This window comes from Kitasatospora sp. NPDC051705, from assembly GCF_044453265.1.
Lineage (GTDB): Bacteria > Actinomycetota > Actinomycetes > Streptomycetales > Streptomycetaceae > Kitasatospora.
Window position 1 is genome coordinate 155214 of sequence record NZ_JBITCO010000012.1, and the last position, 18610, is coordinate 173823.

An 18610-nucleotide genomic window follows, 5' to 3' on the forward strand; every position below is an offset into this window, starting at 1 on the left:
GGCCACGACCGAGCCGCGCGATCCGGACGACGGCACCCCGGACGACGACGGCCCCGGCCGCCCCGGCGGCGCGGACCACGACGGGAGCGGCGCCCCCGCCGGCTCAGCGGGCCGCGGGGGCCTGCTGACGGCCGCGGGCGGCGTCCGGTCCGCCACCGCCGCGCTGGCCGGGCAGCCGGACCAGCGGGGCACCGGCGGAGCGCCGCCGTGCCCTTATCCGGATGGCGGCGGCGAGCAGGAAGCAGAGCCCGACCCACGGGTAGACCGAGGTGGGCAGCTGACGCAGCGGCCCCATGTGCAGCACGGCCACCCCGAACGGTTTGGCCGCCCACATGGCGAAGGAGAGGAAGGCGACCAGCGTCGCCCAGAAGGCGGCGCGCCAGCGCAGTCGGCGGACGGCGGCCGGACGGGCGTGCTCGACGGACGCCTCGGCGGCCAGCAGGACGAGCACCGGCACGCACCAGACCCAGTGGTGGGTCCAGCTGATCGGCGAGATCAGCACGGCGGTGACGGCGGCGCAGCAGACGCCCCAGGCCTCGGACCGGGGCAGCCAGCGGGCGCTGCGGGCGGCCCAGGCGGCGACGGCGAGGCCGGCCACCGCGACGAGCCCGCCGGCCAGGGTGGCCAGGGTGCCGGGCTCGGCGGCGTGCAGCAGTCGGGCCAGGGCGCCGCGCAGGGACTGGTTGTCGACGATGTACGTCTTGCCGACGCGGGACGAGTCGTAGAGGTACTCGGTCCAGAAGCCCCAGGTGGCGTCGGGGAGGACGAGGGCGCCGATCAGGAAGGTGCCGAGGAAGGTGAAGCCGGCCACGAAGGCCGCCCGGATCCGGCCGGTGACCAGCAGGTAGACGGCGAACAGTCCGGGAGTGAGCTTGATGCCGGCGGCGATGCCGATCGCCACGCCCTTGCTGCGGCGGCCGTCCGGGCGGGTGAGGTCCCAGAGGATCAGGCAGGCGAGCGCGAGGTTGATTTGGCCGTACCGGAGCGTGGTGAAGACGGGTTCGAGCCAGACTCCGCAGCCGGTCACCAGGATCACGCCGATCGGCCGCAGTTCGCGGCGCGGCCAGCCGACCAGCTTGAAGGACAGGTGGGTCAGCAACGCCAACAGCCCGAGGTTGCCGAGAGTGATCGCGACCCGGAGGAACGGGACCGGGAACCAGGTGGTCGGCACGAACAGCATCGCCGCGAACGGCGGGTAGGTCGCGGGGAGGTTCCACTCGGTGACGCGCAGCGCGTACAGGTCGGTGCCGTTGGCGACGGCGGCGCCCTCGGCCCGGTAGACGATCATGTCCACCATCGAGGTGTGGACGAAGTGACGGACCACTGCGTACACGACCAGGGACAACAGGGCCAGGCCCGAGGCGGCCAGCAGCGGTCGGCGGGGGGCCTCGCGCAGGGCGCGGACGGGGGTGCCGAGCGCGTCCCGCAGACGGTCCGACAGGGGGGCGGGCGCGGAGTCGGGTGCGGTCCGCACCGGGCTGCGCTCGTCTTGTACCGCTGTCACCTGTCCACTCCGTCCACCGTCCGACCAACCGCCGACGATACCGGATGCGGGGCGGCCCGGCCTGGGCAGGATCGGTGACTCAGCGTGACGAAGCGACCCGGCCGGCCGCGCTCCGTTGCGGGCGGAGCACGGACGGCCGGGTCCGGGAGGGGAGGTCGGTCACGCCGGTCCGGGGCCCGGGCGGGGCCCCGGACGGCGCCGGGGGTGCGGTCAGCCCGTGTAGGCGCCCAGGGCCCGGGTGAAGTCCAGCGGCTGCTGGACGATGCTGCTGCAGGTGGCGTCGGCGTAGGCCTTGGCGCCGCCCTCGCAGGCCTTGTCCCGGGTGCCGGACCACATGGCCAGCCAGGCGAGGTGCTTGCTGCCGGCGAACTCGGCGAGCTGCTTGGCGTCGGCGACGGTGAAGACCTCGCTGGCGACGTCGTTGACGCCGATCATCGGGGTCACCGCGACCTTGCGCCAGGCGGCCGCGTCGTCCAGCCCGAGCACGCTCTTGACCTGGGCCTGGGTGGCGGTGGCCGCGGCGATCGCGTACTTGCCCATCTGGCCCTGCGGGTTCGGGGCGACGCCGTCGCCGAAGTCCATGGCCATGATGTTGACCGCGCCGACCGCGACACCGTTCTTCTTGGCGTCGGCGATCAGGTTGACGCCCTCCTGGGTCAGGCCGGAGGGCAGCGCGGGCAGGGTGAAGGAGACGTCGAGGGCCTTGCCCTTGGCGGCCGCGTTCTTCTGCAGCTGGGCGACGGCCTGGGCCCGGCGGGTGTTGGCGGCGGTGTCGGCGATCGCGCCGCCCTCGACGTCGAAGTCGACCTTGGTCAGGCCGTAGGCGTCGACGGTCTTCTGGTAGGCGGCGGTCAGGTCGGCGGTGGAGCCGCAGGCGAGGGCCAGCTCGCTGCCGTTGGCGCCGCCGAAGGAGACCCGGACGTCGCCGCCGATCGCCCGCAGCGCGCCGATCTGGGCGGCCACCGCGTCGGCGGACAGGTCGCTGACCCCGCCCCACTTGGGCACGCAGCCGCCGCCGGAGACCACGAAGGCCAGGTTGACGTTCCTGACGCCGGTCGCCTTGGCGGTGGCGACCAGGTCGTACGGCGGGTAGAGCGAGGTGTCGACGTACGGGGCGAAGCCGGCCCCGGCGGCCGGGGGTACGGGCACACCGGTCGCCGTGGGGGTGGCGGTCGGGGTGGGGGTCGGCGCCGGGGTGGTCGGCTTCGCCGTGGCGGTCGGGCTGGGCTTTCCGGTCGGGCCGGCCGTCGCCGTGGGGGTGGCGGTGGCCGTGCGGGTGGCGGTGGCGGTCGCGGTCGGCGCGGGGGTGGGCGTCGAGGTCGCGGTGGGACGGCCGGAGGGCGTGGGTGCCGGGCCGTCCCCGCCCTTGCAGGAGGTGTTGTTGATGAGGCAGTTCGCCGGCTCGGTCTGTGCGGCGCCGGCGCCCTGGGCGACGAAGCCGACCACCACGCTCCTGCCGGGCTCCAGCCGCTTGCTCCACGCCTCCGGCCTGACGGTGACGTGCTGGCCGGCGGCGGTGAAGGTGGCGTTCCAGAGCGAGTCGATCTTCGCGCCGGCCGGGAGGTCGAAGCTGAGCGTCCAGTCCTCGATCGGGTGGCTGTCCGGGTTGGTGACCAGGTACTGGCCGGTGTAGCCGGCGTCCCAGCTGCTGGTGCGGCTGTAGACGGCGCCGAGCGAGGCGGCGCTGGCCGAGGAGGCGAGGACCACCACGCCGCCGGCGACCAGTGCGGCGGCGACCGCCGAGGCCCCGATGATCGTGCCCTTGCGGCTGCGCCGGCGGCGGCCTCGGCGGCTGTCGGGCTGGGTAGTCATGGCGCGTTACCTCCGCGGGTGCCTTGCGGTCGGCCGCCGTCCGGACGCGGGTGCGTACGGACTTCCGGGCGGCCGGCCCGGCTCGGTCGGGCGACCGGCGGGACCGACGCTAGCGGCGGGCCGGGGCCCGAACCGGCGGGCTGAGCGAGGGGTAGTGCTCCCTTAGGGCGGGCTTAAGGAAGAGCCGTCCGCGGGCCGCCCGCGCGGGCCGGTCCACACACCGCCCCCGCGGCGGGCGCGCAGCATCCCCACGGCAGCTCCCCGGCTGCCGCACCGTCACCGCTGGAACAGCGCCCCCCGGTTGCGCCGCCGGGCGGGCCGCGCCTGCGCCGTGTGGTCCGGGCGGCTCAGCAGCCGCAGCCGGATCTCCGCGCCCCCGAGCACGGCCGAGCGGCCGAGCGCCAGGTCGCCGCCGGTGGACTCGGTGAGCTTGCGGACGATGTCCAGGCCGAGGCCGGTGGAGCCGTCGCCGCCGTGGCCCGCGCCGCGCTCGAGGGCGGCGGCCGGGTCACTGAACCCGGGGCCGGCGTCGCCGACCAGCACGATGACCGAGCTGTCGGTGGCGAGCACGTCGACGGAGAAGGCGGTGCCGACGGCGGTGTGCCGGAAGACGTTGCCGAGCAGCGCGTCGACGGCGGCGGCGAGGTCGGCGCGCTGGATCGGGACGGGTGCCGCCCGGTCGGCGCCGGCGAGTTGCCAGCGGCGTCCCTCGTCCTCGGCCAGGGCGGACCAGAACCCGACCCGCTCGCGGATCACCTCGGCGACGTCGCAGCCGACGGCCACGGCGGGCGCGTCTTCGGGGGCGCGGCGGGCCGAGCGGATGATCTGGTCGACCTCGCGCTCCAGTTGGGAGACCGCGTGCCGGGTGGCGTCGGCGGCGTCGCCCTCGCCGAGGGAGGCGGCGTTGAGCCGCAGCACGGTCAGCGGGGTGCGCAGCCGGTGGGACAGGTCGGCGGCCAGTTCCCTTTCGGCGGCGAGGAGTTGGACGACCCGGTCGGCCATCGTGTTGAACGCGTGGGCGGCCTCGCGCAGTTCCTCGGGGCTGCCGGCCGCCTGCCGGCCGTCCACCGGGACGCGGACGGCGAGGTTGCCCGCGCCGAGCGAGCGGGCGGCGCCGGCCAGCCGGCGGGCGGAGGCGACGATCCGGGTGCCCATCCGGTCGGCGACCAGGACGGCGATGGCGACGAGGGCGAGCGCGACCCCGGAGAGCACCAGCCAGGCGGTGGAGACGCCCCGGGTGAGGTCGCCGTCGGCGACGAACACCTCGACCACGGCGGTGCGCCCGGTGTCCACCGCGACCGGCTGGAGCAGCGCGTACCCGCCGGGCACCTCGACGGTGAAGGAGCGGCCCTGCCCGCCGGCGGTGGACACGTCTCCGGCGGCGGCCCGGGCCTCGCCGATGGTGGGGCCGCCGGGGCCGCCCACCCCGGGCGGTGCGGCGGCGGCCGTCGGGGCGGGCAGGTGGACGGCCATCCGGCCCTGCCCGCCGGCGTCGGTGCTGGCCAGGGCGCGGTTGATGGCGTCCTGGTCGGTGGTGATGGCGAGGGCCGGGCCGAGTGCGGCGGCCTGCCGCTCGGCGGCGGTGAACGCCCGGTCCCGGGCGGTCTGCTGGACCATCAGGCCGAGCGGGATGAGGAAGGCCAGCGCGACCATGGTGGTCCCGGCGACGGCGGCCTTGATCAGGGCCCAGCGCAGCGAGCGTCCGAACCGCCTCATGTCCGGTGCTCCGCGGGGCCCCCGGAGGGCTCCAGCCGGACGCCGACGCCCCGGACGGTGTGCAGGTAGCGGGGGTTGGAGGCGGTCTCGCCGAGTTTGCGGCGCAGCCAGGAGAGGTGGACGTCGATGGTCTGGTCGCCGCCGTAGGTCTGCTGCCAGACCTCGGCGAGGATCTCCTTGCGCGGCACGACCACGCCGGGCCGCCCGGCGAGGAAGGCCAGCAGGTCGAACTCACGGCGGGTCAGGTCGAGCGCCCGCCCGTCCAGCGCGGCCTCCCGCCGCTGCAGGTCGATGGCGAGTCCGCCGACCCGCAGCACCTGGGCGGCGGGGGCGGCGCCGCCGCCGAGCCTGCGCAGCACGGCGGCCATCCGAGCGCTGAGGTGTTCTCCGGAGAAAGGTTTCACCAGGTAGTCGTCGGCGCCGTCGTTGAGCAGCCGGACGATCTCCGCCTCGTCGTCCCGGGCGGTGCAGATGATCACCGGCACGTTGGTCAGGCCCCGGATCATCTTGAGCGCCTCGCTGCCGTCCAGATCCGGCAGGCCCAGATCGAGGATCACCAGGTCGCAGCCGACCTGGGCGACCTCCCGCAGCGCCTCGAGTGCCGTGCCCACACTGCGGACCGCATGACCGGTGTCGGTCAGGTGCCGGATGAGGGCGGAACGTACGAAGGGGTCGTCCTCGACCACGAGCACTGTTGCCATGGCCCTGCACGGTACGCCATCGGCGGTCAGTGGTCTGTACCTCGGGGTGGCCCCGGACACCGGGCAACTCCCCCGGGGGACACCAGGGGTGCCCGCCCGCACCGGCCCGGAGTACGGCAGGATGAGCGGACGATGCGGAACGGACTGGTACAGCTCGGCGCCTGGGCGGCGGCCACCGGGGCGGCGGTGGCGCTGTCCTGGTTCGGCGTGCACGCGGTGCTGACCGGCGCCGCGTTCGAGCAGCCGACGGCGCTGCCGCTGCCCTCGCCGACGGCCGACAGCACGCCGTTCACCGCGACCGTCACCCCGGACCCGGGCCACCCGGGCACCCCGACCGGGACGCCCGCCCCGCCGGCCTCCCCGACCGCCGCCGGCACCGGCCCGACGCACGGCCCGGCCCCCGTCGCCACCACGGCGGCCACCCCCGCCGGGGCCCCGTCGGCCACCCGCCGGCCCACGCCCGCCACGACCCCCACGTCGTCGGTGAAGAGCTACCCGGTGCCGGGCGGCAAGGTCGCCCTGGACATCCGCCCGGACAAGGCCTCGCTGGTCTCCGCCACCCCGGATCCGGGCTGGCAGATGCAGGTCTGGAACGGCGACCAGTGGATGCGGATCGACTTCACCAAGGGCGAGCAGGCCAACTCGGTCTTCGTCTACTGGAACGGGCACCCGCCCGTGGTGGAGACGGCGGTCCGCTGAACCCGCCGCACCGGGCCCCGTCGGACCCGCCGGGCCCCGTCCGGGCTCACCGGGCCCTCACCAGGCCTCGAACGGAAGGTAGCCGGGCAGGTACGGCCCGCCGTAGCGGGACCGGTCGACCAGCGTGTGCCTCGTCCCGCCGGGCACCCCGATGGTCGCCAGCACCACCGTGCCGAAGCGGTCCCGCGCCTCGTACGGCTCGGCGAGCGACAGCGCGCCCCGGTCCACCGCGTAGTCGTAGGCGTAGTACACGTCGGGCACGCTCACCGAGAGGTCCAGCACGCCGTCCCCGTGCCGGGCCAGGTACCCGGCCAGCTCCCGCCCGCGCGGGCCGATCACCTGGACCAGCGAGGTGAGCACGATCCGCGTGCCGGGTGCGCTCAGCACGTAGGAGACCGTCTCCGGCTCCTCGGTCTCCGGCCCGGCGTAGGCGGTACATCGCAGTCCGAGTGCGGCGGCGTAGCGGTGGGCGGCCCGCTCGGCGTCGCCGACCGCGAAGACCACCGCGTCGGCGCGGCCCGTCGGGAGGGGGTCGGTCTCCCCCGGGCCGGCGGTGAGCAGGACGGGTTCGGCGGCGGTCTCGGTCATGTCGGCCCTCCCGGTAGGCGTACGGGACCACGTGGACCACGTGGGGCCCGCGCGCCGGGGTGGGGCCCGGCGCACGGGGTCGTGGCTGGAGGGTGGCGCCGAGCCGACCTGCGCGCAACTGTTCCGTTTCCTCCTGGTCAAGCTGTGCGCCGGGGCGGGAGAATCGGCGGCGCCGCTGTACAGAATGCCCATCGGAGGACGGAGCCGCGATGCCCCCCGCCCACTCCCCGAGCTCCTCAGGCTCGCCCAACTCCCCCGCCCCGCAAGGCGCTTCGGCCGGCGCCGGCCCCGGAGCGGGGCCGGGTGGCGGGAACGACGCGATCGACGCGCTGGACGGCCGGCTGATCCGGCTGCTGGCGGAGGAGCCCCGGATCGGGGTGCTGGAGTGCTCTCGCCGACTCCAGGTCGCCCGCGGCACCGTGCAGGCCAGGCTCGACCGGCTGCAGGCCAAGGGGGTGATCGGCGGCTTCGGCCCGGAGGTGGACCCGGCCGCCCTCGGCTACCCGGTGACGGCCTTCGCGACCCTGGAGATCTCGCAGGGCCAGGGCGCCGACGTGCGCGCCCACCTGGCGAGCGTGCCGGAGGTGCTGGAGCTGCACACGATCACCGGGGCCGGGGACATGATGGTGCGGATCGTGGCCCGCTCCAACGCCGACCTGCAGCGGGTGATCGACCGCGTGGTGGGCTTCGACGGGATCGTCCGCTCGTCCACCGCGATCGCCCTGGAGAACCCGGTGCCGTACCGCATCCTGCCGCTGGTGGACCAGGCCGCGGCCGAGTAGGCCGGCCCGGGGCGCCTCCGGAGCCCCGCCGCGTCAGCAGCCGGGGACGCTCCCCCCGCTCTTCAGCGCCTCCAGCGCCGAGACCGCCTCGCCGAGCGTGCCGACCGGCACCAGCCGCAGCCCCGCTGGGGTGTTCACCTTGGCGTCCGCGCACTCGTCCTTGGGCAGCAGGAACACGGTCGCGCCGTCCCGGGCGGCCGCCTGCGTCTTCAGCGGGACGCCGCCGACCGCGCCGACGACGCCCTGGTCGTCGATGGTCCCGGTGCCCGCGATCTTGAGCCCGCCGGTGAGGTCGCCGCCCTTGCCGTCGCCGGCGAGCTTGTCGACGATGCCCAGGGCCAGCATCTGGCCGGCGCTCGGGCCGCCCACGTCACCCAGGTCGATCTTGACCTTCACCTGGTCCGGTGAGAGGTGGAGGTAGTCCAGCGCCGCAGTGGTGGCGCTGTCCTGCGACTCGGCCATCTGCTGGGCGGTCACCTGCTCGGCCTTGGCCGGGTCGCCCTGCGGGTAGACGGTGTCGGTCGGGCGCACCGCCTCGTCCCGGTCGAACCAGGCCTGCAGGGCGCGCCGGAACGTCGTCTCCTCGCCCGGGTTGGTGGCCGAGATGGTGACCATCCGCAGCTCGCCCTCGGTGGTGCGCAGCGGCGCCCCGGTGATGGTGATGACGGGCTTGCCCTGGTAGGTGCCGAGGGTGTCCGCGGTCAGCCCGGGCCAGGTGAGCGTGTACGGCAGCGGGACGAAGGCCGCCACGCCGAACAGCGCGGTGACCAGCAGGCCGCAGAGCGCGAGCGCGCGGGTGCGCGGGGAGGTCAGGGCCTTGGGGAGCTTGGTGTCGGACACAAGGGGAATCCAAACACACCTCGGCCGCTACCTCAGTGCGTCGGCCACCTCGGTCGCGGCCTCGACGACCCGGGGGCCGACCCGTTCGGGCACCAGCCCGTTGAGCATCACCACGCCGACGCTGCCCTCGATCCCGCTCAGCCCGAGCAGCGCGGCGGCCGCGCCGCACGCCCCCGACTGCTCCTCCGCGCGGGTGATGACGAAGCCCTGCTCCGGCCGTCGCTGGCTGGGGAAGGTGCGCGCCTCCAGGATCGCCCGGCCGGCGGCGCTCTCGCCGAGCGGGTGGCGCAGCCCGGTGCGGTAGGCGACGTGGAAGTCCGTCCAGCTCGGTTCGACCACGGCCACGGCCAGCGCCTCACTGCCGTCCACCAGGGTCAGGTGGGCGGTGGCACCGAGGTCCTCGGCCAGGCTGCGCAGGGCCGGCAGCGCGGCCTCGCGCAGCAGCGGGTGCACCCGGTGGGCCAGCCGCAGCACCCCGAGGCCGACCCGGGCGCGGCCGCCGATGTCCCGGCGGACCAGGCCGTGCTGTTCCAGGGTGGCCAGCAGCCGGTAGACGACGGTGCGGTTGACGGCCAGCCGCGCCGCCAGCTCGGTGACGGTGAGGCCGCGCTCGGAGTCGGCGAGCAGTTTGAGGACCCGGACGCCACGGTCCAGGGTCTGGGAGGTCTCGGCAGTCACGACGGGCATCCTTTCCGCGACGCTCGCGGGGCGGGCGACGCCGGTACGGGTTCGGTGTCGCGCGCAGGTGGGGGTGGCCGCGCTGGGACCGTACGTCGTCGCCCTTGACGTGCGTACGGTCCTGCGGCGCCCGTCCCGTGGGGGGTTGCCCGGCGGTAGAGCGTGGGGGAAAGGTAGTGAAGGAAATGTCGCGGCGGAAGTGGTTGTCCAAAATTCGGGCGTGATCGACATCAACGGCGCCGCCAAATCAGGACAGAACCCACTATTTCGCAGCCCCCGTCAGGGCATGTGTTCGACCCCGGTCCGAAGTCCGGACAGTTCGGGACAGAGGGGACCGCGGGCCCGCCGCGGCGGCCCGCCCCCGGACGGCCGCCGCGGCACCGGCTGCGCGACGGCCGCCCGGCCGGCTACTTCGCCCACTCACGGATCTTGGCGATCCGCGCCTTCAGCTGGTTGGCGGTGGCCTGGGCGGTGAGCGGCCCGCCGCACTGGCGCCGCAGCTCGTTGTGGACGGTGCCGTGCGGCTGGCTGGTGCGGTGGTGCCAGGCGGCGACCAGCGCGTTCAGCTCCTTGCGCAGCTCCCGCAGCTCCTGGTGGGTGACCACCGGCCGCTGCTCGGCCGGCAGCTCCAGCAGGTCGGCCTCCTCGGCCGGCTTGCCCTTGCTGCGCTGGATCTGGCGGTGCTGGCGCTTCTGCAGCAGCATCTGCACCTGGTCCGGCTCCAGCAGGCCCGGGATGCCGAGGTAGTCGTCCTCCTCCTCGCTCCCCGGGTGGGCCTGCATGCCGAACTCCATGGCGTTGTACAGCACCCGGTCGAAGACCGCGTCGGAGCCGATCGCCTCGTAGGAGAACTCCTCGCCGCCCGCGCCGTCCGGCCCGTCGTTGGCCCGCTCGGCCTCGGCGAGCAGCCGGTCCTCCTCGTCGAAGAGGCCGTCGCCCTCCTTCTTCGGCCGGTCCAGGACGTGGTCGCGCTGCAGCTCCATCTCGTTGGCGAAGCCCAGCAGCATCGGGATCGTCGGCAGGAACACCGAGGCCGTCTCGCCGCGCTTGCGGGCGCGCACGAAGCGGCCGACGGCCTGGGCGAAGAACAGCGGGGTGGAGATCGAGGTGGCGTACACCCCGACGCACAGCCGCGGCACGTCGACGCCCTCGGACACCATGCGGACCGCGACCATCCAGCGGGACGTCCCGGCCGAGTAGTCGGAGATCCGCTTGGACGCCTCGGCCTCGTCGGACAGGACCAGGGTGACCTTCTCGCCGCTGATCTCGCGCAGCAGCTTGGCGTACGCCCTGGCCACGGTCTGGTCGGTGGCGATCACCAGGCCGCCGGCGTCCGGGATCGCCTTGCGGACCTCGGTGAGGCGGCGGTCGGCGGCCTGCAGCACGCTCGGGATCCACTCGCCCTGCGGGGCCAGCGCGGTGCGCCAGGCCTGGGCGATCAGGTCCTTGGTCATCGGCTCGCCGAGCCGGGCCTCCAGCTCGTCGCCCGACTTGGTGCGCCAGCGCATGTTGCCGCTGTAACTGAGGAAGATCACCGGCCGGACGACGTGGTCGGCGAGCGCGTGCCCGTAGCCGTAGGTGTAGTCGGCGACGGACTTGCGCAGGCCGTCGGCGCCCGCCTCGTACTGGACGAAGGGGATCGGGTTGGTGTCCGAGCGGAACGGCGTCCCGGTCAGCGCCAGCCGGCGGGTGGCCGGCTCGAAGGCCTCGAAGCAGGCCTCGCCCCAGGACTTGGAGTCACCGGCGTGGTGGATCTCGTCCATGATCACGAGGGTCTTGCGCGCCTCGGTCCGGTTGCGGTGCAGCATCGGGTTCACGCCGACGCCCGCGTACGTCACCACGATGCCCTGGTAGTCCCGGGAGAGCGGGCCGGAGGAGTAGGCCGGGTCGAGCCGGATGCCTATCCGTGCGGCGGCCTCGGCCCACTGCTTCTTGAGGTGCTCGGTCGGCGCGACGACCGTCACCTGCTGCACCAGGTGGTTGTGCAGGAGGTACGAGGCGAGGGTGAGCGCGAAGGTGGTCTTACCGGCGCCCGGGGTGGCGACCGCGAGGAAGTCGCGCGGCTGCGTCTCGATGTAGCGGTCCAGCGCGCCCTGCTGCCAGGCCCGCAGCTTGCCCGCGGTGCCCCAGGGGGCGCGGCCGGGGAAGGCCGGGGAGAGGTGGTGTGAGGCGGCGGTGGCGGCGTGGCCGCCGGTCCGGGCGGGGGCCTGCGGCTCCGGGGCGTCGGAGAACAGCGGCATCGAGGAGGCGGCGGCAGTACTCACGGTCTCCGAGGGGGATCATCGCAGGTCAGAGGCGGTTCTACGGCCCCGTCCCGCGGTCGGGCGGCGATCGGACAACCGGTCCAGCGTACCGGTTGGGCGCTGTTCGAGCGTTCAGCCGGGGCCTCGCGCCGGGCCCTGGCGGCCGGAAATCGACGTGACACGGATCACACCGTCGCGGCGCCCGAACCGGGTAATCACCGCCCGTCCCGGGACTCCCACCAGTGCGAGGCCGCCCCAACCCTCCCCGTGCCGACCGGCCTCGCACCGACCCGAAGGGACCTGCCGTGCACACCGCCGCCGAAGAGACCGTCCAAGCCCGTCTGATCCTCTCCGCCCACCGCTCGGTGCGGCTGCGGGTGGTCCTGACCTACCTGCCGGCGGACCCGTTCGCGGTCCGGATGGCCTTCCCCGCCGAGTTCTCCCTGGACGACCCGGCGGCCGACGGCGCCGGCCCGGGCGAACCCGGCGGGGAGGACGTCGTCTGGGTCTTCGCCCGGCAGCTGCTCTCGGCCGGCCTGGAGCTGCCGGCGGGCGTCGGCGACGTCCACGTCCGCCCCGCGTCCGGCCGGCGCACCATGGTCGAGCTGCGGGCGCCGGAGGGCACCGCGCTGATCCGCTTCGACACCGCCGACCTGCGGCGCTTCCTGTGGCACAGCCGGCTGCTCGTCCCCGAGGGCGAGGAGCACCTGCACCTGGACGCCGACCGCGCCCTCGCCGAGCTGCTCGGCTGAGCCCGGGCCCGCGCGGAGCCGACGGCCGGCTCCGCGGGCCCGGCCCGGCCGCCGGCTCAGCCCGACAGCCGCCGCATCAGCCGCACCCCCTGCGCCGGCGTCAGGTGCGGCAGGTACGCCTTGCCGATCGCCCGGGTGATGCCCGGCAGCGCGGCGGGGTCGGGGTACGCCATGTACATCGGCCGGTACTCCGGCTGGAACTTCGACTTGAACGCGAGCAGCGAGCGGAAGCCGTACACCGGCTCCAGCACCCGGCCCATCCAGTCCAGCATCCGCTGCAGGCCGGTGGGTCCCTCGCCCTGCCCGGAGCGGGCCAGCGGCGCGCCGGACAGCGAGAGGAAGCGCGCGCCCTCCTCCTTGAAGCCCAGTGCGGCCGAGGCGATCAGGAACTCGTTGACGCCGCGGAAGCCGTCCGAGCGGCGGCGCATGAAGTCCAGCGTCCAGCCGACCGGCACGCCGTTCTCGTACACCGGCATCCAGCTGGTCAGCCCGTGCACGACGCGCTGCTCGTCCACCGCGATCAGCACCCGCACGTCCGGGTCGTCCAGCTCCTCCAGCCCGCCCAGCGTGAAGCCCATCTCGGGCAGGCCCTTCTCGGAGACCCACTCCTCGGAGATCTCGCGGATCTGGTCCCGCAGCGCCCTCGGCGCCTCGTGGTAGGCCCACCACTCGGCGGTGATGCCCTGCTTGCCGGCCTTGTTCAGCGCCGTCCGGATGTCCTGCCACTTGCGGCCGGTGAAGGCCAGCTCGGGCAGCGCGACCACGGTGTCCTCGGCGACCTGCACCGAGCGCCAGCCGAGCTGTGCGGCGGCCGACCGGGTCTGCGGGGAGACGCTGTAGAAGCACGGGGTCCAGCCGCGGGCGTCGCAGAACCGGGCGAAGCCCGCCACCGCCCGCTCCCGGGCCTCCGGTTCTCCGAACGGGTCGCCGGTGGTCAGCGCCACGGTGCCGCGCACCCGGTAGGCGACCGCCGCCCGGCCCTCCTCGTCGAACCAGTAGTGGTTGCCGTCCCAGGTGGTGATGAAGGAGAGCGTCCCGCCGCCGTACGCGGTGAGCAGCGCCCGGGCCCGGGCGGACGCGTCCGCGTCGGTGTGCAGGACCGGCCGGCGGAAGGCCACCAGCAGCGCGCTCAGCGTGACCACCCAGAACGCCAGCCCGGAGTACGTCTCCAGCAGGAGCGCCACCCGGCCGACCGCTATCGGGTAGTCCGGCGTGAGGTCGTTGTACGCGGGCGGCAGGAACAGCGCCGGCAGCCCGTGCAGCAGGCGGCGCAGGTTCGCCCCCGGCTCGAACTGGTCGGCCACCAGCACCCCCACGCCCGCGTAGGCGGCGCAGGCGGCCAGCGCGGCGCCGCCGATCACCGACCCGAGCCGGCGCACCGCCCGGCCGGCCAGCCGCATCCGGAAGCGCTGGCGGGTGGCCAGCAGCAGTCCGAGGGTGAGCAGCGGCAGCAGCAGCGCCTCGACGAAGTACTGGATCACGTCGCCGCTGTCCGGCCCGGAGTCCAGGTACAGCCAGCCCAGCAGCCCGGCCCAGAGCAGCTCGGTGGCGACGGTGATCCGCCAGGCCAGCCGCAGCCCGCGGCGCAGCCCCTCGGCGAGCACCAGCAGCAGGGCCGGGAACAGGGCGGCCATCAGTCGGCCGGGAGTGTCGAAGATCCGCTCGACGGCGTGCGCGCGGGCGCAGTCGTGCGCCGACACCGCGCAGAAGTCGGCGACCTCCTCGGGGCTGAGGCGGTGCGACAGGTACAGCTCGGAGAAGGTGTTGAACGGCCCGGTGGCGTTGTCGTACAGCGAGGCGATCAGCGGCCCGAAGGCGGCGGCGACCAGGCAGAGCGCGATCAGCACCCGGGTCTCGGAGTGCGAGGAGCGGTGCGTGCGCAGGTGCTGCCGGCCCCGGTTGAGCAGGGCGCCCGCGCCGAGTCCGACGAGCGCGGCGGCGCACCGCTGGACGCTCTGCAGGTGGCCCACGTACAGCGTCATGACCAGCGGGACGAGCAGCACCAGCAGGTGCAGCCGGCGGCGCCAGAGCACGGTGAGCCGGTAGCCGAGCACCGCGGCGAGCGCGAACAGCCCGACGCCGGGGCCGACGGCGGTCTGGTCGGCCACCGAGGCGGTCCACTGCTCACCGGCCCGGGAGCCGACCGCGACCAGCCCGGCGCCCAGCAGGGTGCCCACCAGCTGCCCGGCGACCAGCACCGCGAGCGTCCGGGCCCGGCCGAGCCGGTGCTCGGCCGCCGGGCCGACCAGGAGCAGCAGCAGGCTGGTGAACACGTAGGAGCCGGCGCCGGAGCACCAGAACAGCGAGCTGAACGGGGTCCACCAGTGGCCCTCGGCGAGGGTGGGCAACCCCACCCCGACCCGGGCGAGCAGCCGCTCGGACGGCCCGTGCGCCAGGCTGCCGGTGGCCGCGCCGACCGCCCAGAGCCCGGCCAGCAGGGCCAGGGTCAGCGGTGCCGAGCGCAACCGGCCGCCGAAGGCCGCCGCGGCCCGGCGCAGCCGCTGCGGGCGCGGGTCGGGCGTGCCGGCGACGGGCGCGCGGTCCCGCGGCCACTCGCGCTCCTCGGCCGGCGCCGGGGCCGCCAGGAGCCGCATCACCGGATCAGCCCGGTCTGCTGGGAGAGCCAGGTCAGGTTCTGCTCGAAGGCCTGCCGGAAGACCACCCAGCTGTGCCAGCCGGGGATGGTCTGGTAGGCGACGTCCATGCCGGCGGCCTGGGCGGCCGCGAAGGCCTTCTCCTGCATCGGGCGGAAGTCCGGGTCGTTGGCGCCGACCACGAACCGGCCGGCGGTGTCGGGGAACTTCTTCCGCGCCATCAGGTGCAGCGGGTCGACGGCGTCGAAGGCGGCCTCGTCGCCGCCGAAGGCCTTGTCGACGGTCTCGCCGCGGCTGCCCAGGGTCGGCTCGTCCTGCCCGGAGATGTCCAGGAAGCTGCCGTAGACGTCGGGGGCGTTGACGGCGAGCTGGAGCGAGCAGGTGCCGCCGAGCGAGAGCCCGCCGATGGCGAAGGCGGTGCGGCCGGTGGCGGTCTGCAGGTTCCGGTGGATCCAGTCCGGGACGTCCTCGGCCAGGTAGGTGTGCGCCTTGGCGATCCGGGAGTCCATGCAGAGCGTGTTGGTGATGGGGCTGCCGGTGGGGTCGGCGACCACCACGATCGGGGCGAGGCCCTGGTGCGCGGCGGCGAAGGCGTCCAGGGTGTCCCGGATGGCGCCGGAGTTGACCCAGTCCTCCGGGGCACCGGGCTGGCCGGGCAGCAGCACCACGACGGGCAGCAGCGGGCGGGGGGTGGCCTGGTAGGCGGGCGGCAGGTAGACGTAGCCGCCGCGGGCCTTGAAGCCGGACTTGGCGCCGGGGATGGTCACCCCGGAGAGGGTGCCCTTGGCGGGCAGGCCGGCGGGCGCGTGCCACTGCTCCTCGACGGGCCGGCCTGGCGAGGCGGCGACGGTGCTGGCCGTCCTCCCGGTGGTGAGCGCCTCGATCTCGGGCGCCAGCATGGCCCGGGCGGTGGGGTACTGGTCGAAGCCCCGGTTGACCTGGGAGGCGGCCATCAGCAGGACCAGCACGGCACCGCCGGCCGCCAGCAGCCGCCGGCGGGTGGCGAGCAGCGGGGCGCGGAGCAGGAGCAGGCACACCGCGAACAGCGCGACGGCTATCCAGCGCATCACGAAGTCCGGAGTGCCCTCCGGGAAGGGGTGCCACCAGCCGTCGACGGCGATCTTCACCAGGGCGGTGAGCGCGGCGGCCAGCAGCAGGGCGCCCAGCAGGCGCGGGGCCCGCCAGCGCTCGTGGCGGGAGAACGCGAGCAGGACCAGCGCGCCCCAGCCGGCGGAGAGCACGGCGTACGGGACGGGGCCGTGGGTGAGCGGCCAGTCGATCGGGTTCCAGCGGGTGGCGAGGGTCAGCGTGGTCATGCGGCTTTGCCCGGCCGGGTGGTGTCGGCCAGGAAGCCGTAGGCGACGACGTTGCCCTCGTAGCCGTGCTCCTCGCTGTACGCGCCGCCGCAGGTGATCACCCGCAGCTGTGCGTCGGCGGCCTGGCGGTACACCCGGTCGTCCGGGAAGTCCTTTCGGTCGTGCACTTCGATGGCGTAGAGCTGGTAGACGGCGGTGGCGCCGTCGGCGCGGGCGATCTCGATCCGGTCGCCGCGGTGGAGCGCCCCCAGGTGGTAGAAGACGGCCGGGCCGGCCTTGGTGTCGACGTGCCCGGCCAGGATGGCGGTGCCGCGCTGCCCGGGGCTGGCGCCGCCGCGGTACCAGCCCGCCAGGTTGCGGTCGGCCTCGGACGGGGCTTCGAGGTGCCCGTCGGGGCCGACGCCCAGCGCGGTGACGGGGGCGTCCAGCCGGACGGACGGGATGCGGATCCGGGTCGGGGCGGACGGGCCGAGCGGCGGTACGACGGAGACCGGGGCGAAGCCGGAGAGGGCCTGTCCGACGCCGGGTGCGGGCGGCAGGGCGCCCGGTCCGCCGTCGTGCAGCAGCCAGGCACCGAGCACCAGCGCGGCACCGGCCGCCAGGGTGCCCGGCCACGGGCTCCTGCTCTGCTGGACGCCCACGGGCGCTCCCCTCTGCCGACGGAATCCCGATTCCTGGGAGTTTCCTGGGAACAATTGAAGCGGATCGGACCCTAATGCACGTCCATACGATGGTCGTACCGACACCCGCCGATCGGCAGGGACGGCGGCCCGGCGCCTGCGCCGAGTGGACGCCGGATCACGGAGCGCGACAGCGGCGTCCCGCGCCGGGCACCCCGCCGCTCGCGCGTCAACGCGCCCGGCAAGAGCTTCGACGTGGACGGGACCGGACTGGTTGCGTCAATCGAGCGATCGATTGAGACCGTCCGTGGTGCCTCTCCGACCGATCACGCCCACATGCCATGCTGACCCGGTCACGGGTTGTATCACCCCACTTGTCCGACCGGACTTTCGCGCGCCTGAACGCCCGCCGAACGCCTCATGAACGGAGTGACCATGGAAGCCCTCTCCCGCCGCACCCTGCTGGCCGCCGGTGCGGCCACCGCCGCGGCCCTGGCCGCCGGCTGCGGCAGCAACGGCGCGGGCGGCGGCGAGCGGGCGACGGGACCGGCCGTACCCGCCCCCGGCGAGGCCGTCGAGCAGACCGCCACCCCCGCCCCGGCCCCCAAGCCGCAGGCCGCCCTGATCGGCGACGGATCCACCTCCGACACCGGCGCCCAGCCCCGCCAGCCGGTGCCCGAGCGGCTCCGGGCCGGCGAGCGCCCGCCGCAGTTCGTGGTCTTCTCCTGGGACGGCGCCGGCGAACTCGACAACGGGCTGTTCGCCCGCTTCCGCCGGCTGGCGCAGGAGCACAACGCGTCGATGACCTTCTTCCTCAGCGGCCTCTACCTGCTGCCCGAGTCCAAGAAGGACCTCTACCGCCCGCCGCAGCACAAGGTCGGCGCCTCCGACATCGGCTACCTCAGCGACCAGCACATCCACGACACCCTGGAGAACCTGCACGCGGCCTGGCTGGAGGGCCACGAGATCGGCACCCACTTCAACGGCCACTTCTGCGGCTCCACCGGCGTCGGCAAGTGGTCCCCCGAGGAGTGGGACAGCGAGATCCAGCAGGCGATGGACTTCGTCACCAACTGGCGCACCAACACCGGCTTCACCGACCTCCCGGCGCTGCCCTTCGACTACCGCAAGGAGCTGATCGGCAGCCGCACCCCCTGCCTGGAGGGCCAGCGCAACCTGCTGCCCACCGCCGTCAAGCGCGGCTGGCGCTACGACAGCAGCGGCAACGGCACCCAGGTCTGGCCGCAGCGGATCCAGGGCGGGGCCCTGTGGGACCTCCCGCTGCAGTCCATCCCCTTCCCCGGGCACACCTTCCAGGTGCTCTCGATGGACTACAACATCATGTACAACCAGTGCGGCCCCAACACCAAGGCCGACCCGGCGCTCTACCCGGGCTTCCAGGCCCAGGCCCGCGACGCCTACCTGATGGGCTTCGACCGCACCTACCGCAGCAACCGCGCGCCGTACATCATCGGCAACCACTTCGAGGAGTGGAACGGCGGCATCTACATGAACGCCGTCGAGGACGCCCTCAAGGTCATCGCGGGCAAGCCGGAGGTCCGGCTGGTGTCGTTCCGCCAACTGGTGGACTGGCTGGAGGCCCAGGACCCGGCGGTGCTGCGCAAGCTGCAGGGCCTCGCCCCCGGCCAGTCGCCGACCGGCGGGTGGGAGGCCTTCCTGGGCACCCCGGCGGCGCCGCCGGCGAGCTCCTCGGCGACCGCCACCGACAGCGCCACCGCCACCGCCACCGCCACCGCCGGCTGAC

15 protein-coding genes are annotated in these 18610 nt (G+C 74.6%); 4 read left to right on the forward strand and 11 right to left on the reverse strand.

Going from position 1 to position 18610, the window contains the following annotated elements; genetic code table 11:
- Positions 1–103: 103 nt before the first annotated feature.
- The 4 genes from ACIA8Q_RS17915 to ACIA8Q_RS17930 all read right to left on the reverse strand — a co-directional run bounded on the left by ACIA8Q_RS17915 (position 104) and on the right by ACIA8Q_RS17930 (position 5733).
- Positions 104–1504: a glycosyltransferase 87 family protein gene (locus ACIA8Q_RS17915; protein WP_387901519.1), complete on the reverse strand. Its 1401-nt coding sequence runs from the start codon at positions 1502–1504 to the stop codon at positions 104–106.
- A gap of 210 nt (positions 1505–1714) precedes the next feature.
- The gene (locus ACIA8Q_RS17920; protein ID WP_360218199.1) at positions 1715–3316 is read right to left on the reverse strand and encodes a cellulose binding domain-containing protein; all 1602 of its coding nucleotides are present in this window, start codon (positions 3314–3316) and stop codon (positions 1715–1717) included.
- 276 nt (positions 3317–3592) lie between these two features.
- A complete protein-coding gene (locus ACIA8Q_RS17925) occupies positions 3593–5011 on the reverse strand; it encodes a HAMP domain-containing sensor histidine kinase (RefSeq protein ID WP_360218253.1) in 1419 nt (472 codons plus the stop codon).
- 17 nt (positions 5012–5028) lie between these two features.
- Positions 5029–5733: a response regulator transcription factor gene (locus ACIA8Q_RS17930; RefSeq protein ID WP_360218202.1), complete on the reverse strand. Its 705-nt coding sequence runs from the start codon at positions 5731–5733 to the stop codon at positions 5029–5031.
- 132 nt (positions 5734–5865) lie between these two features.
- On the opposite strand from ACIA8Q_RS17930, the gene ACIA8Q_RS17935 reads away from it, so the two are divergent.
- A complete protein-coding gene (locus ACIA8Q_RS17935) occupies positions 5866–6432 on the forward strand; it encodes a hypothetical protein (protein ID WP_396317435.1) in 567 nt (188 codons plus the stop codon).
- Positions 6433–6489: 57 nt separating this feature from the next.
- Here the strand turns inward: ACIA8Q_RS17935 and ACIA8Q_RS17940 are convergent, their stop codons facing one another.
- Positions 6490–7020 (reverse strand): VOC family protein, encoded by a 531-nt coding sequence (locus ACIA8Q_RS17940; protein ID WP_396317436.1) that lies wholly within the window; start codon positions 7018–7020, stop codon positions 6490–6492.
- A 209-nt stretch (positions 7021–7229) separates the two neighbouring features.
- Here ACIA8Q_RS17940 and ACIA8Q_RS17945 point away from each other — a divergent pair, with 209 nt between their 5' ends.
- Positions 7230–7802, forward strand: coding sequence for an Lrp/AsnC family transcriptional regulator (locus tag ACIA8Q_RS17945; protein ID WP_360218211.1), 573 nt, complete (start codon positions 7230–7232; stop codon positions 7800–7802).
- 33 nt (positions 7803–7835) lie between these two features.
- On the opposite strand, the gene ACIA8Q_RS17950 is transcribed toward ACIA8Q_RS17945, so the two are convergent.
- The 3 genes from ACIA8Q_RS17950 to ACIA8Q_RS17960 form a co-directional block, all read right to left on the reverse strand.
- Positions 7836–8642 carry a S16 family serine protease gene (locus ACIA8Q_RS17950; RefSeq protein ID WP_387901525.1) on the reverse strand — a complete coding sequence of 269 codons (807 nt, stop codon included), beginning with the start codon at positions 8640–8642 and terminating at the stop codon, positions 7836–7838.
- 27 nt (positions 8643–8669) lie between these two features.
- Positions 8670–9320 carry a helix-turn-helix domain-containing protein gene (locus ACIA8Q_RS17955; RefSeq protein WP_360218217.1) on the reverse strand — a complete coding sequence of 217 codons (651 nt, stop codon included), beginning with the start codon at positions 9318–9320 and terminating at the stop codon, positions 8670–8672.
- A gap of 407 nt (positions 9321–9727) precedes the next feature.
- Entirely contained in the window at positions 9728–11560 is a 1833-nt protein-coding gene (locus ACIA8Q_RS17960; RefSeq protein ID WP_360218256.1) for a DEAD/DEAH box helicase, read from the reverse strand.
- A 308-nt stretch (positions 11561–11868) separates the two neighbouring features.
- Here ACIA8Q_RS17960 and ACIA8Q_RS17965 point away from each other — a divergent pair, with 308 nt between their 5' ends.
- The gene (locus tag ACIA8Q_RS17965) at positions 11869–12315 is read left to right on the forward strand and encodes an SsgA family sporulation/cell division regulator (protein WP_360218220.1); all 447 of its coding nucleotides are present in this window, start codon (positions 11869–11871) and stop codon (positions 12313–12315) included.
- Between the two features lie 56 nt (positions 12316–12371).
- Here ACIA8Q_RS17965 and ACIA8Q_RS17970 read toward each other — a convergent pair whose 3' ends face one another.
- Genes ACIA8Q_RS17970 through ACIA8Q_RS17980 form a run of 3 tightly spaced genes read right to left on the reverse strand, consistent with a single transcriptional unit; the run spans position 12372 to position 16866 of the window.
- Positions 12372–14909, reverse strand: coding sequence for a DUF2156 domain-containing protein (locus ACIA8Q_RS17970; RefSeq protein ID WP_360218223.1), 2538 nt, complete (start codon positions 14907–14909; stop codon positions 12372–12374).
- On the reverse strand, positions 14909–16225 hold the full coding sequence (locus ACIA8Q_RS17975; protein ID WP_360218226.1) for an alpha/beta hydrolase-fold protein: 1317 nt from the start codon (positions 16223–16225) through the stop codon (positions 14909–14911). The genes ACIA8Q_RS17970 and ACIA8Q_RS17975 overlap by 1 nt, the downstream gene beginning before the upstream one ends.
- A complete protein-coding gene (locus ACIA8Q_RS17980; protein WP_360218229.1) occupies positions 16222–16866 on the reverse strand; it encodes a class F sortase in 645 nt (214 codons plus the stop codon). Before ACIA8Q_RS17980 ends, ACIA8Q_RS17975 begins: the two co-directional genes overlap by 4 nt.
- A 414-nt stretch (positions 16867–17280) precedes the next feature.
- On the opposite strand from ACIA8Q_RS17980, the gene ACIA8Q_RS17985 reads away from it, so the two are divergent.
- Positions 17281–18609, forward strand: a complete 1329-nt coding sequence (locus tag ACIA8Q_RS17985; RefSeq protein ID WP_396317437.1) for a hypothetical protein — start codon at positions 17281–17283, stop codon at positions 18607–18609.
- Position 18610: the final 1 nt, after the last annotated feature.

Excerpts from the sequence above, each read along its gene's own strand:
- ACIA8Q_RS17945 (WP_360218211.1), top strand. The coding sequence starts at position 7,230 with ATGCCCCCCGCCCACTCCCCGAGCTCCTCAGGCTCGCCCAACTCCCCC.
- ACIA8Q_RS17970 (WP_360218223.1), bottom strand. The coding sequence starts at position 14,909 with ATGCGGCTCCTGGCGGCCCCGGCGCCGGCCGAGGAGCGCGAGTGGCCG.
- ACIA8Q_RS17940 (WP_396317436.1), bottom strand. The coding sequence starts at position 7,020 with ATGACCGAGACCGCCGCCGAACCCGTCCTGCTCACCGCCGGCCCGGGG.
- ACIA8Q_RS17960 (WP_360218256.1), bottom strand. The coding sequence starts at position 11,560 with ATGCCGCTGTTCTCCGACGCCCCGGAGCCGCAGGCCCCCGCCCGGACC.
- ACIA8Q_RS17920 (WP_360218199.1), bottom strand. The coding sequence starts at position 3,316 with ATGACTACCCAGCCCGACAGCCGCCGAGGCCGCCGCCGGCGCAGCCGC.
- ACIA8Q_RS17930 (WP_360218202.1), bottom strand. The coding sequence starts at position 5,733 with ATGGCAACAGTGCTCGTGGTCGAGGACGACCCCTTCGTACGTTCCGCC.
- ACIA8Q_RS17985 (WP_396317437.1), top strand. The coding sequence starts at position 17,281 with ATGGAAGCCCTCTCCCGCCGCACCCTGCTGGCCGCCGGTGCGGCCACC.
- ACIA8Q_RS17935 (WP_396317435.1), top strand. The coding sequence starts at position 5,866 with ATGCGGAACGGACTGGTACAGCTCGGCGCCTGGGCGGCGGCCACCGGG.
- ACIA8Q_RS17975 (WP_360218226.1), bottom strand. The coding sequence starts at position 16,225 with ATGACCACGCTGACCCTCGCCACCCGCTGGAACCCGATCGACTGGCCG.